The following is a 13,805-nucleotide window of genomic DNA, read 5'->3' on the forward strand; positions in this document are numbered from 1 at the left end:
CACCATGATCGCCTTCATCTACGGCCTCAGGCAGGCGGGCATTCCCGTGAGCGTCCACTACATCCTGGAGTTCTACCGGGGACTGCGGGCCGGGCTGGCTCCCGACCTGGACCGCCTCTTTCTCTTGGCCCGCCTGGTCTTCGTCAAGAAGGTGGAGCACTACGACGCCTTCGAGCAGGTCTTTCGCTCCGTCTTTTTGGGCGATCCCAACGTGGATCCCACCGACTGGGAAGAGATCCTGGCCGGAAAGCCCTTCCAGGAATGGCTCAAAAAGGAGGTGGAAAGCGGGCGCCTGCCCCCCGAGGCCCTCCGGGAATTCGACACGGAAGAGCTCCTGGAGCGCTTCTACCGGACCGTCCTGGCCCAGGACGGCGAACACCACGGCGGCAACACCTGGGTGGGCACCGGCGGCCGATCCCCCTACGGGCACAGCGGCCGGCACGGCGGAGGAATCCGGGTCCACGGCGAAAGCGTTCACGGCACGGCCCAGAAGGTGATCGGGTCGCGCCGCTACATCAACTACAGCGACCAGGCCCCGCTTCGAACGGAGAACCTCCGGCAGGTCTTGTCCTCCCTCAAGAGCCTGCGGCCCGTGGGGCCTGAAACCGAACTGGACGTGGACGCCACCATCCATCGGACCGCCAAGAACGGCGGGGAGATCGAACTCATCTTCCGGCGGGAGCTGAGAAACCGGGTGGACATGGTTCTCCTGGTGGACAACGGCGGCTATTCCATGGTGCCCTACGTGGACCTGGTGCGCACCGTCTTCAACAAGATCCGCGACTGCTTTCGGGACGTTCGCACCTACTACTTCCACAACTGCATCTACGGGGCCGTTTACGCGGATCCCCCGCGGCGCCGGCCCGTCTCCTGGGAAAAGCTCCTTAGCTCGGGACGAAAGACCCGGCTCGTCATCATCGGCGACGCCAACATGGCCCCGGCCGAACTCATGGCCGCCTACGGATCCATCGACATGGTGACCACCGTGCGAAAGCCCGGCTACGTGTGGCTCCGCGAACTCCGGGAGGCCTTTCCCGCAAGCGTGTGGCTCAACCCCATCCGCCGGGATCTGTGGCCGTGGCAGAGTTCCACCATCGAGCGGATCGGCCGGATCTTCCACATGGAGGATCTCACCCTGGGCGGGATCAAGAACGCCGTGGCCCACCTGAACATCCAGGGCCGGGCCGTGGACCAGGGGTAATCCCCCCCCGGCCCCCCTTAACCCCATCTAGAACGGGCCGTGGCAGGAAAGGATGAAACGCGCCCTGTAGGGGCGAATGGCTATTCGCCCCTACAGGTGAATGGCCATTCGCCCCTACGGCCCCCGTGCACGAACGAAACAAGGCCGCGTTTCAAACGAACAGAGGGGGAAATGAAGACATCCCAATCGGACGGATAGCAATCCATGGCCTACATTGACAAGGAAGTGCGACGGCTGGTGGGGAAAGCCATCCACCACTACGATCTCATCCGGGACGGAGACCGGATCGCCGTGGCGGTCTCGGGCGGCAAGGACAGCATGGTGCTGCTTTGGCTCCTCCGCGAGCGCCTTCGGCGCATCCCCATCCACTACGACCTGGTGGCGGTGCACGTGGACCTGGGCTTCGATCCCCGGCCGGCGGCGGAACTGGAGGCGTTCTTCGAGAGTGAAGGCTTCGACTACCGGATTCTCCGGACCGACTACGGCGTGAAGGCCCACAGCCCGGAAAACCGCGAAAACCCCTGTTTCCTGTGCGCCCGGAGGCGCCGCGCGGCCATCTTTCGGGAAGCCCAATCCCTGGGCTGCTCCAAGGTGGCCTTCGCCCACAACCAGGACGACTTCATCGAAACCTTCTTCATCAACGTGTGCTACGGCGCCCAGGTGGCGGCCATCGTCCCCAAGCAGCCCTTCTTCGGGGGACTCATCACCGTCATCCGTCCCCTGGCGCTGGTGGATTCCCAAAAGGTCGCGCGTCTTGCCCGGAACCTGGATCTTCCGGTGGTGGAAAACCCGTGCCCGTCGGCGGGAAAGAGCGCCCGGACGGAGATCCGGGATTTCCTCTTTTCCCTTTACCGGAAGAACCGCAAGGTGCGGGGAAACATCTTCCACGCCCTGAGCAACGTGAACCCGGAATACCTGCCGCCGCCCCTCAAGGGCTGACGCGGGGGGGCCGGTGCGGCGGGATGCCTTCAAAAGGATGCACCACAGAGACGCGGAGAACGCAGAGGCACTTCGATCCGCGCCGCTGAGAAGGGCGGCGCGGATCGAAAAACCAAGGAGACACGGCCCATGACGGAAAAGAAGCCGACCCTGTATCTCATCGATGCCAGTTCCTACATGTACCGCGCCTTCTACGCCATGCGCCAGCGCCTCACCGCCCCCGACGGAACGCCCACCCAGGCCGTTTACGGCTTCCACCAGATGCTCCAGAAGGTGCTCAAGGACAAACGCCCCGAACGGATCTGCGTGGTGTACGACCCGCCGGGGCCCACGCTTCGCCACGCCATCTACCCCGACTACAAGGCCACCCGGGAGCGCATGCCGGAAGACCTGGTGGTGCAGGTGCCGCTCATCAAAAGGATGGTGGACCTTCTGGGCATCCCGTCGGTGGAGATCACCGGATACGAAGCGGACGACGTGATCGCGGCCCTGGCCCGAAAGGCCGTGGAAGCCGGCATGCCCGTGGTGATCGTCTCGGGAGACAAGGATCTTCACCAGCTGGTGCGGGAACCCCACGTGATCCAGTGGGATCCCCAAAGGGACGAGGTTTTCACCGGCGAGACGGTGGAACGGAAACTGGGCGTCCGTCCCGAGCAGGTGCGGGATCTTCTGGCCCTCATGGGGGACAGCTCGGACAACATCCCCGGCGTGGCCGGCGTGGGTCTGAAGACGGCGCAGAACCTCCTGCGCCAATTCGGATCCCTGGACCAGGTTCTCAGCCGCGTGGAAGACATCCAGAGCCCGGCCTTGAGGAAAAAGATCGAAGAGGGAAAAGAGGCGGCGCTCCTTTCCCGGGACCTGGTCACGGTGCGGGAAGACGCGCCCGTGGCCCTGGAGCCCGATCAGTGCGTCGTCCGACCGGCGGACACGAAAGCCCTGGTGGAATTTTTCCAGTCCCTGGGGTTCCGACGATTTCTGGACGAGTTGGCCCGGGAAGCCGGCGACCAGGCGCTTGCGGCCGCCACCGAAGCGCCCGAGCGACGAGACCGGCTGGTGACGGACGAAAAGGGCCTTTCCCTCGTTCTCGCGCGGATCGCCGAAGCGGACGTCCTCTCCATCGACCTGGAAACCACGTCCCAGGACGCCATGCGCGCCGACCTGGTGGGCGTGGCCCTGTGCTGGAAGGACCACGAAGCGGCCTACATCCCCGTGGGCCACACCGGCGAAGACGCCGGGCAACAGATCCCGCCGGCCCGGACACTGGACGCCCTGCGGCCCCTGCTGGAAGGCGACCGGCCGAAAAAGGTGGGCCAAAACATCAAGTACGAATGGGTGGTCCTGAAACGCCACGGCGTGGAACTCCAGGGGATCGACTTCGACACCATGGTGGCCAGCTACCTTCTGGACCCCGGCAACCCGTCCCACCGGCTGGAAAGGATCGTGGCCGAGCACCTGGGGGAATCGAAGCTGCGCTACAGCGACGTGGCCGGGTCCGGCAGGAACCAGATCCCCTTCGCCCAGGTTCCCCTGGAAAAGGCCGTGGACTACGCCTGCAGCGACGCGGAAACCACCTACCGGCTGGTTCCGGTGCTCCGGGAAAAGCTCCAAGAGGCGGGGCTCCTGGATCTCATGGAGTCCCTGGAACGGCCCCTCATCCCCGTGCTGGCGCGCATGGAACACAAGGGCATCCGGATCGACGCGGCCCGCCTGCAGGAACTTTCCAAAACGCTGGAAGAAGGCCTTCGGAAGGAAGAAGAGGTCATCCATCAGATTGCGGGAGGCCCGTTCAACATCCAGTCGCCCATCCAGCTCCGGGACGTCCTCTTCGGAAAGCTGCAGCTTCCCGTCATCAAGAAGACCAAGACCGGGCCGTCCACGGACATGAGCGTCCTGGAGGAGCTGGCCGCCCTGCATCCCATCGCGGAACACATCGTGGCCTACCGGAGCCTGGCCAAGCTCAAGAACACCTACGTGGACACCCTGCCCAAGCTGATCCACCCGGAAACGGGCCGCATCCACACCAGCTACAACCAGGCCGTGACCGCCACGGGGCGGCTGAGCAGTTCGGACCCCAACCTGCAGAACATCCCCATCCGAACGGAGGAGGGACGACGCATCCGGGAGGCCTTCGTGCCGGAAGAAGGCTGCGTGCTTCTTGCCGCCGACTATTCCCAGATCGAACTTCGCATCTTCGCCCACTACAGCGGCGATGAGCGCCTGGTGGCCGCCTTCTCAGAAGGAGCCGACATCCACCGGCGGACCGCCGCCGAGATGTTCGGGGTGCCGCCCCACGAGGTCACCCCGGAGATGCGCCGCCAGGCCAAGACCATCAACTTCGGGATCATCTACGGCATGGGCCCCTACGGGCTGGCCAAGCAGCTTCGGATCAACCAGGCCAGTGCCAAGGCGGCCATCGACCGCTATTTCGCCACCTACCAGGGGGTCAAGCGCTGGATCGAACAGGTGGTGGAGGAATCCCGAAAACGCGGCTACGCGGAAACGCTCCTGGGACGGCGCCGGTACCTACCGGAACTCAAGAGTCGCAACCGCAACGTGCGCCAGCAGGGGGAACGGCTGGCGGTGAACACCACCATCCAGGGCACGGCGGCGGATCTCATCAAGAAAGCCATGATCGACATCGACGCGGCCATCCGCCAGGAAGGCCTCCGCACCGCCATGCTCCTCCAGGTGCACGACGAACTGGTCTTCGAGGTTCCCGAAGACGAGCTGGACCGCGTCCGCACCCTGGTCAAGGACCTCATGGAAAACGTCCATCCCCTGTCCGTCCCGCTGGTGGTGGACATGGGCTGGGGAGCCAACTGGGCCGAGGCCCACGGGTGAGGGGGGCCGTGAGGCGTGATGAGTGATGAGTGATGAGTGATGAGTGATGGGTGATGGGTGAGAGGTGAGGCGGGGGCCGTTGTCCGGAATGTCGGTCGTCCGTGGGCTGAATCTCCCCCCTTTTTCAAAGGGGGGCCGGGGGGGATTGCCCGGGGGCTAGGGGGGGGGTGATGAGTGACGGGAAGCCCCAAGTCCCCACAGGACGATTCCTTGTGATGGCGCGGTCCCGACGGGCGGGCATGAAGCCCGCCCCTACGAAGGCTCATGAGCCTCTCATGTAGGGGCGGGGTTTGTCCACACCCGCCAAGCGCGTGGCGCTCCGCCCGGCACACGGTTCCACAAGCGCCTCTACACCTCATCCCCCTATCCATCATGCCGTGTGACCCGCAGGTTGATAACGGTTCGTAGCCGCGGGGCTTCAGCCCCGCGAGAAAGCGCCATCGGAACCGCCGTTTCCAGACAAGCTCCCGGCGCGGCCTTCTCCGTGAAGCTGGATCCAGGAACCCCATGGACCGGTTTTGGGCCGCCTCCGAATTTTCCGCCTCGCCATTGGGAACCTGAAGTTCCCATTTTGCCAAGGTCTCACCCCATACTCCCTGCCATTCCGATATGTTATCTATCCTGGCACACTCCGTGCTTCTTCCTGCGCGGGTTTCGCTTCCACCCCGGTCCCGGCGGTCGGGACAGGAAGGGGGGAAGCGCAAGAGAAGGTTAGAGGTTCCATTCAATAAACGTTTCAGGAGGAGTGTGAGATGCAAAACGTACGGTCCTTCAAGTTGTTCGTGGTTCTGGCGGCTTTCCTCTTCGCTCTGACGGCGGTGGCTCCTCTGGCCATGGCCGATGAGGTCACCGTAACCGGACAGATCCAGGTCCAGGGAGAAACGGTGACGCTGCAGGCCGATGACGGCGCCTACGTGCTCCAGGGCGGCGATGCGGCCCAGTTCGCCGATCAGAAGGTCCAGGTCACCGGCGACCTCGCCGAGAGCGACGGCCAGAAGGTGATCCAGGTCAAGGAAGTAAAGCCCGCCGAATAAGCGGAGGGGAGAGGAATCGAACATGAGGCACCTTCGTGCTGCTAAGTTCTTCGTTCTTCTGGTGGCCTTTTTCTGCGCCCTGACGTCCCTGGCGCCTCTGGCCATGGCCGATGAGGTCACCGTGACGGGCCAGCTCCAGGTGCTGGGCGATGAAGTGGTGCTGGAAACCGACAGCGGCGAATACATCCTGGAAGGAGACAACCTGGAGCAGTTCGCCGGCCAGACGGTTTCCGTGACCGGTGCACTCACCGAGAGCGGCGAAGACAAGGTCATTGAAGTGAAGGACATCAAGCCCGCCCAGTAACGAGGCGGAAAGGGGCCTCGGCCCCTTCCTGCGCCCGGAACCCGGCGGTGCCGGAACGTGGATGGACGGAGGCCCGGCCTCCGCCCATCCTTTTTTACGAAGAAGGAGAAGCGATGGAAAAGAAGAAGCAAGCCTGGATTCAGAGCCTGCAGAGCGTCTCGGAAGACCTCTCCGAGGTGGAGGAGCCGCCGAGCGAACCTCCGGGTTCCGGCAACAGCGACCCTCCGGCGCCGCGCCGTTCCCGGCCGGCCCGACCCCGCCCGTCTGCACGTTTTCCCCTCAACGAAAAGACCAACGCCTTTCGCAGGAAGTATTTCCCGGGAGTCACCGTTTCCCAGTGGAACGACTGGCACTGGCAGGTGCAAAACCGTCTCCGGACGGCCACGGCCCTCAGCCGAGTTCTGGATCTCTCCCAGGACGAACGGGCGGCCCTGCAGCGTTCTTCTTCCAGGTTTCCTGCGGCCGTGACCCCCTATTACGCCAGTCTGCTGGATGGGGAAGACCCCCTGCAGCCGCTTCGCCGCTCCGTCATCCCGGTCCTGGACGAATTCGTCCCCTCTCCCGGAGAAGCGGACGACCCGCTGGGAGAAGATCACGATTCTCCCGTTCCCGGCCTGGTGCACCGCTATCCCGACCGGGTGCTCTTTCTGGTCACGGGATTCTGCTCCACCTATTGCCGGTACTGCACGCGGTCCCGCATGGTGGGCCACAAGGGGGGACATGCCGGCAAGAAGCAGTGGGAAAAGGCCCTGGCCTACATCCAGGAGACCCCCTCGGTCCGGGACGTGCTCATTTCCGGCGGCGACCCGCTGACCCTCTCCGACGACGCCCTGGAGTGGCTTCTCCAGAGGCTCCGGGCCATCCGCCACGTGGAGTTCGTTCGGATCGGCACCAAGGTGCCGGCCGTCCTGCCGCAGAGGATCACTGGAGCGCTGGTCCGTCTTCTCAGGCGCCACCATCCCCTGTGGATGAGTCTGCATTTCACCCATCCGGACGAACTGACTCCGGAAGCCCGGACCGCCTGCGCCCGCCTGGCCGACGCCGGCATCCCCCTGGGCAGCCAGACGGTGCTCCTCAAGGGGATCAACGACGACGCGGCCACCCTGAAGGCGCTCTACCACGGCTTGCTGCGCTGCCGCGTGCGCCCGTACTATCTCTATCAGTGCGATCCCATCTCCGGGTCCGCCCATTTTCGAACCACGGTGGCCAAGGGGCTGGAGATCATGGAAGGACTTCGGGGCCACACCACCGGCTACGCCGTCCCAACCTACGTGATCGACGCCCCCGGCGGAGGCGGAAAGATTCCCCTGCTGCCGGACTATGCGCAAGGGGCGGACGGGCAGGACCTGGTCCTTCGAAACTACGAAAACAGAACCTTTCGGTATCCCGGTGCATTCGACCGGCCCTCCCCGGCCCCTTCGGAACCGGCACCGTACCGGATGGCCAACTGATAGCGGGAAGGAGCCCGGAAACATGAAAATCGGCCTCACCTACGACCTGCGGGATCTCTATCTTTCCGAAGGCTATACGGAAGAAGAGACCGCCGAATTCGACAGGGCGGACACCATCGACGCCATCGAGGGGACCCTGCGGTCCCTGGGCTACGAAACGGAGCGCATCGGGCGCCTGACGGACCTGGTGCAGCAACTGGCGGCCGGAAAGCGCTGGGACATGGTCTTCAACATCGCGGAGGGGCTGTACGGTTCCGGCCGGGAAGCCCAGGTTCCCGCCCTTCTCGACGCCTATCGGATCCCCTACACCTTCTCGGATCCCCTCACCTTGTGCGTCAGTCTGGACAAGGCCGTGACCAAAAGGGTGGTGCGGGACCACGGGGTGCCCACGCCGGCCTTCGCGGTGGTGCAAAACGCCGCCCAGGCGAGCCGGGTGGACCTTCCCTTTCCGGTTTTCGCCAAGCCCGTGAGCGAGGGCACGGGGAAGGGGATCTCGCCGGCGTCCAAGGCCTCTTCCGTCCGCGAGTTGCAAAGGGCCTGCGAGGATCTGCTGGCCCGCTTCCGCCAGCCCGTGCTGGTGGAGACCTTCCTGCCCGGCCGGGAATTCACCGTGGGGATCGTGGGCACGGGGGACCGGGCCCGGGCCGTGGCGGTCATGGAGGTGATCCTCAAGGAAAACGCCGACGCCGAGGTCTATTCCTACGAAAACAAGGAATGGTGCGAGGAGCGGGTCATCTATCGGCTGGCCGATGACCAGGAGGCCCGCGAAGCCGCCCGGGTGGCCCTGGACGCCTACCGAGCCCTGGGATGCCGTGACGCGGGGCGGATCGATCTTCGGTCGGACGCCCGAGGGCGCCCCCACTTCCTGGAGGCCAACCCCCTGGCGGGACTCCACCCGGAGCATTCCGACCTTCCCATCCTGTGCACGCTTTCCGGCATGTCCTACCGGGAGCTGATCGCAGAGATCATGAAGAGCGCCCTGGAGCGCGCCGGCCTGAGCCACGGCGTCTCCGGGGACTTCCAGGCCGCCGTCCGGCGAACAGCTCCCCGTGCGGTCCGGGAGGCCGCCCTCTGATGCGCGCCGTGGTGCTCCATTCCGCGGTGGACCCGAGCGCCCCGCCCGACGAGCAGGACGTTCTGATCCAGGCCCGCTTTGTGGCGTCCGCGCTGGCCAGGCTGGGATGGGAGGCGCACATCCTGCCCTTCCATCTGAACCTGGAGGCCCTGAGGGATCGGCTCCAGGCGGTGAGTCCCGACGTGGTCTTCAACCTGGTGGAGACGGCGGCCGGAACGGGCCGCCTCATCCACGTGGCTCCGGCGATCCTTGACGTCCTGGGGATTCCCTACACGGGAAGTCCCACGGAGGCGGTCTTCCTCACCTCCCACAAGGTGCTGGCCAAGCGGCTCATGAGCTCCCACGCCCTGCCCACGCCGCCGGCCCTCACTTCCCCCGAAGACTGGGACCTGTGGGAGCCGGAGGCACTCTACATCGTCAAATCCGTCTGGGAAGACGCCTCGGTGGGAATCACCCAGGACTCGGTGGCCACCTTCGCAGACCCCGGGGATCTGGAGGCGGCTCTGGACAGGGGCAGTCGGGCCACGGGCGGAGGGGACGTCTTCGCCGAACGCTTCATCGACGGGCGGGAATTCAATCTGTCGCTTCTCGCGGGTCCCGACGGCCCCCGGGTGCTGCCCCCGGCGGAAATCCGCTTCCGGGGGTTCGGTCCCGACCGGTTCGCCATCGTGGACTACGAGGCCAAATGGGACCCTTCGTCCTTCGCCTATCAGAACACGGTCCGATCCTTCGACTTCCGGGAGGAAGACCGGTTTCTCCTCCATCAGCTCAAGGAACTGGCTCTTCGGTGCTGGGACCTCTTCGGCCTGAGGGGCTACGCCCGAGTGGATTTCCGGGTGGACGCCGCCGGCCGGCCCTGGATCCTGGAGGTCAACGCCAATCCCTGCCTTTCGCCCGACGCCGGCTTCATGGCCGCCGCAGCCGAGGCGGCCCTGGAGCCGGAACAGGTGATCCTCCGGATCCTGGAGGATGCGGTGCGGCCCTGAAGGGCGGGCGCAAAGCCCGCCCCCACAAAAACGAACGGACCCCGTGGGGGCGGGGTTGATCGCCTCACGCCCATGGCGCGGGGATGGAGTTTGATTGTGGGAGCGGCACGAGCCGCGGTCGGAGAATTTCACCATGTTTCGAATTCGACGCGTGTACGACGACATCCTTCCCCTGGACCGGCAAGCCCTGGTCCAGGTGCAGGAGATCCTTCGCGTTCAGTTTCCCGATCTCCCGGAGCGGGAAATCGCCAAACTACCTCAACTGCTTCGCAATCCCCTGAAGTACCGGTTCCGCTCCATCCTCTACGTGGCCGAAGAGGCTCCCGCCAAGGTGCGCGGGTTCGCCCTCGTCTCCCATGCCCCGGACCTCCACTTCTGCTATCTGGACTACATCGCCGTCACCCGCAAGCGGCTGGGGGGCGGCATCGGAAGCGCCCTCTACGAACTGGTCCGGCAGGAGTCCAGAGCCATGGGGGCCGTCGGCCTCTTCTTCGAATGCCTGCCCGACGATCCCTCCCTGTGCCGGGATCCCGTGATGCTGGCCCAGAACAGGGCGCGCCTCAAGTTCTACGAGCGCTACGGGGCGAGGCCCGTTGCGGGCACCGCCTACGAGACGCCGTTCAAGCCGGAAGACGACTGCCCCCCCTTTCTCGTCTTCGACGATCTGGGCCTGGGCATCCCGCTGGCACGGGACCGGGCCCGGGAGATCGTTCGCGCCATCCTGGAACGTAAATACGGCCACAGGGCGCCCGCGGGCTACATCGACCGGGTGGTGGACTCCTTCCGGGACGACCCGGTGCGCCTCCGCCCCCCGCGCTACGTCCAGGCGCCCGGCCGGGCCCAGGAGACCCGGCCCGTTCACCTCACCGGCGATGCCATCGCCCTGGTGGTGAACGAAGGCCACCAGATCCACCACGTTCACGACCGGGGCTACGTGGAGGCTCCGGCGCGACTTTCCAAGATCCTGGAGGCCTTGGAAGGAACGGGCCTCTTCGAGAGGCTGGAACCGCACCACTTCGGGGAGGAATGGATCCGGAGGGTGCACGCCTCCGACTTCGTGGATTTTCTCAAGAGGGTGTGTCTCAAGGTGGAGCCGGGAAAGAGCGTCTATCCCTACGTCTTCCCCATCCGCAACGCCGCCCGCCCTCCCAAGGAACTGCCCATTCGGGCCGGCTACTACTGCATCGACACCTTCACGCCGCTCAACCGAAACGCCTACAGCGCCGCCAAAGGGGCCGTGGACTGCGCCCTCACGGCCGCCCGCAGCCTCCTGAGGGGACACCGGCTGGCCTACGCCCTGGTCCGGCCCCCGGGCCACCACGCGGAAAAGCGCGCCTTCGGCGGGTTCTGCTACTTCAATTCCACGGCCGTCGCCGCCAACTATCTCGCATCCCACGGCCGTGTGGCCGTGGTGGACGTGGATTACCACCACGGCAACGGCACCCAGAACATCTTCTACGAACGCTCCGACGTGCTGACCGTCTCCATCCACGGCCATCCCAGCTTCGCCTATCCCTATTTCAGCGGGTTCCGGGACGAGGCGGGAGCCGGGGAAGGGCAGGGGAAGAACATCAATTATCCCCTGGCGGAGCACGTGGACGGAAAGGCCTACCTGAAGGTCCTGGAGAAGGCCCTGGCCAAGGTGCACAAGTTCCGCCCCCACTTTTTGGTGGTGGCCCTGGGTCTGGACACGGCCAAGGGGGATCCCACCGGCACGTGGACTCTTCTCAGAAGCGACTTTCTGGAAATGGGGCGCCTTTTCGGAGCCATGGGACGGCCCTCCCTGGTGGTTCAGGAGGGGGGCTACCGGATCCGGAATCTGGGAGCCAACGCCTCGGCGTTTTTCACCGGCTTGTGGAGAGGATTCAGTGAACGGAACAGATAAGGATAAGGACAACGCACCGGTGTATTTGCGCCGGGACGTGAGGCCCGAGGATCCGGACCACGTGGAACGGATCGTGGCCTCCACGGGATTTTTCAACCCGGAAGAGATCCAGGTGGCCAGAAGTCTCGTGGAAGAGCACCTCCGCAACGGCCCGGGATGCGGCTACCACTTCCTCTTCGCCCAGAGGGGCGACCGGCCGGCAGGCTACGCCTGCTACGGCCCCATCCTGGGGACCGACCGGCGCTTCGATCTCTATTGGATCGCCGTGGACCCCGCTCATCAAAAGATGGGCCTCGGACGCCTCCTGCTGGAAGCGACCGAAGAGGCCGTCCGGGCCTTGGGCGGCCGAAAAATCTACGTGGAGACGTCGTCCCGGGCCCTCTACGAACCCACCCGGCGGTTCTACCTGAAGGCCGGCTACGGGATCGAAGCCGTCCTACAAGATTTCTACGCTCCGGAAGACCACAAGATCATCCTGAGCAAGACCCTTTGACCCGCCCCATTATCCCCCGCACCGTCCTTTTTGCTTTATCCGGTCCCCCTTCTGAGGGATACTTCCTACTTTGAAACGATTTTGAAGGTGGAGGAGCAGGCTCCTCCGCAGGCTGGTATCGGGAAAGGAAGAAGAGATGAAGATCGACTGGGACTGGAAGTCCGTCGCCACTAATGTGGCACTCATCGTTTCGGGAAGCATCATCTTCGTCATCGGTATGAACGCCGTCATGATTCCCCAGGAGCTGCTGAGCGGCGGCGTGGTGGGCGTGGCCATTATCCTCCACTACCTTTTTTCCTCCTGGGACATTGGCCACCTGTACTTCCTGCTCAACCTGCCGCTCATGGTCCTGGGCTGGTTTTCCATCAGCCGGCGTTTCATGCTCTACACCCTTTTCGGCATGGTCTTCTTCTCCCTGGCGGCCGCATGGATCAAGGTACCCCCCATCGCCTTCAAGGATCCGCTGCTGGGGGCCGTGCTGGCGGGGGTCGTCTGCGGCCTCGGGGGCGGCATCATCCTGCGGTCTCTGGGATCCGCGGGGGGCCTGGACATCCTGGCCATCTACCTCAACTCCCGCTGGGGCATCCGGGTGGGCATCGTCTACACGGCCGTGAATGCCCTGGTCCTCCTGGTGGGCGCCCACTTCTTCGGGCTGGAAAAAGCCCTCTATTCCATCGTCTACGTCTATTCCAGCAGCCGCGTGGTGGATTCCGTCATGGCGGGCTTCAACCGGCGAAAGATGGTGCTCATCGTCTCCTCCGACCCGCGGGCGGTGGCCGACTTCATCCTGCACAAGATCCGGCGCGGCGTGACGTTCCTGCGAGGCGTGGGCGGATATACGGGCACGGACCGCGACGTGGTGCTGACCGTGACCACCCTGACGGAGCTTCCCAAGCTCAAGGACGCGGTCTTTTCCATCGATCCCGAGGCCTTCGTCATCATCAACGACACGCTGGAAGTGCTCGGCAAACGCCACGGCAAACGCAAGGTTTACTAGAGGTTGCTCGAAAATGCTTTTCCGGCTCAAGAGGCGAAGGAATTAAGGAATTTCCGTTCACTTCGTAGCCGTGGGGCTCCAGCCCCGCGAAAGGGGCGCCCGGTTATTCAATGGCCGGCTGGCCGCCGATGGATTGTCGCGCCTTGCGGCGCTCCCACAGGAAGGCACTACACCAGTGCACGCTCACTCACCCCGGCGAGATGTCACAAGAGCGACAGAGGCATTGTAGAACCTGAATTGCACGATTCTTTGACATGGACAGGTCCTCAAGGGCGGGCGTAAAGCCCGCCCCTACCAGAACGCACGGACCCATTGGATAGGGGTAGGAAGGACTCGTTGCCGAGTCCCTCCCCCCTCCGAACCGTACGTGCGGATCTCCCGCATACGGCTCTCCGGTTGGTGGTTTTACCCCGCTGAGGACTGGAGCATTGCGCGATGGGCTGCCACGAGGCTGTACAACCCATGGCGCTCAAAGAAAGCATTCGGCCATCTGTTATGATCGCGGCCTCGGCTGATCCCCTTTCGTCCGCTGCGCTTACGCAGAATACTGCGCAGTCGCCGACGAACCCATGAGTCGAGACGGGGAAACGTCCACCTGG

The 13,805-nt window shown here is 64.5% G+C and carries 11 protein-coding genes; all 11 read left to right on the forward strand.

Features of this window, described 5'->3' with window-relative positions:
- The first annotated feature begins 4 nt into the window (after positions 1 to 4).
- The 11 genes from BUB04_RS19265 to BUB04_RS06410 all read left to right on the forward strand — a co-directional run bounded on the left by BUB04_RS19265 (position 5) and on the right by BUB04_RS06410 (position 13,206).
- A complete protein-coding gene (locus BUB04_RS19265; RefSeq protein ID WP_073038029.1) occupies positions 5 to 1,201 on the forward strand; it encodes a VWA domain-containing protein in 1,197 nt (398 codons plus the stop codon).
- Positions 1,202 to 1,405: 204 nt separating this feature from the next.
- Positions 1,406 to 2,140 carry a tRNA lysidine(34) synthetase gene (locus tag BUB04_RS06365; RefSeq protein WP_073038031.1) on the forward strand — a complete coding sequence of 245 codons (735 nt, stop codon included), beginning with the start codon at positions 1,406 to 1,408 and terminating at the stop codon, positions 2,138 to 2,140.
- Between the two features lie 129 nt (positions 2,141 to 2,269).
- Positions 2,270 to 4,981: a DNA polymerase I gene (gene polA, locus BUB04_RS06370; RefSeq protein ID WP_073038033.1), complete on the forward strand. Its 2,712-nt coding sequence runs from the start codon at positions 2,270 to 2,272 to the stop codon at positions 4,979 to 4,981.
- 752 nt (positions 4,982 to 5,733) lie between these two features.
- Positions 5,734 to 6,015, forward strand: a complete 282-nt coding sequence (locus BUB04_RS06375; RefSeq protein WP_073038034.1) for a DUF5818 domain-containing protein — start codon at positions 5,734 to 5,736, stop codon at positions 6,013 to 6,015.
- A gap of 22 nt (positions 6,016 to 6,037) precedes the next feature.
- Positions 6,038 to 6,319 (forward strand): DUF5818 domain-containing protein, encoded by a 282-nt coding sequence (locus tag BUB04_RS06380; protein WP_073038036.1) that lies wholly within the window; start codon positions 6,038 to 6,040, stop codon positions 6,317 to 6,319.
- Between the two features lie 113 nt (positions 6,320 to 6,432).
- Entirely contained in the window at positions 6,433 to 7,770 is a 1,338-nt protein-coding gene (locus BUB04_RS06385) for a KamA family radical SAM protein (protein WP_084076260.1), read from the forward strand.
- A 22-nt stretch (positions 7,771 to 7,792) separates the two neighbouring features.
- Positions 7,793 to 8,845 (forward strand): D-alanine--D-alanine ligase family protein, encoded by a 1,053-nt coding sequence (locus BUB04_RS06390; protein WP_073038040.1) that lies wholly within the window; start codon positions 7,793 to 7,795, stop codon positions 8,843 to 8,845.
- A complete protein-coding gene (locus BUB04_RS06395) occupies positions 8,845 to 9,831 on the forward strand; it encodes a D-alanine--D-alanine ligase family protein (protein WP_073038043.1) in 987 nt (328 codons plus the stop codon). Before BUB04_RS06390 ends, BUB04_RS06395 begins: the two co-directional genes overlap by 1 nt.
- Before the next feature lie 133 nt (positions 9,832 to 9,964).
- On the forward strand, positions 9,965 to 11,716 hold the full coding sequence (locus BUB04_RS06400) for a histone deacetylase family protein (RefSeq protein ID WP_073038119.1): 1,752 nt from the start codon (positions 9,965 to 9,967) through the stop codon (positions 11,714 to 11,716).
- On the forward strand, positions 11,700 to 12,209 hold the full coding sequence (locus tag BUB04_RS06405) for a GNAT family N-acetyltransferase (protein ID WP_218588384.1): 510 nt from the start codon (positions 11,700 to 11,702) through the stop codon (positions 12,207 to 12,209). The genes BUB04_RS06400 and BUB04_RS06405 overlap by 17 nt, the downstream gene beginning before the upstream one ends.
- Positions 12,210 to 12,345: 136 nt before the next feature.
- Positions 12,346 to 13,206: a YitT family protein gene (locus BUB04_RS06410; RefSeq protein ID WP_073038048.1), complete on the forward strand. Its 861-nt coding sequence runs from the start codon at positions 12,346 to 12,348 to the stop codon at positions 13,204 to 13,206.
- Positions 13,207 to 13,805 lie beyond the last annotated feature (599 nt).

Source organism: Desulfacinum infernum DSM 9756, from assembly GCF_900129305.1.
Classification (GTDB): Bacteria; Desulfobacterota; Syntrophobacteria; order Syntrophobacterales; family DSM-9756; genus Desulfacinum; species Desulfacinum infernum.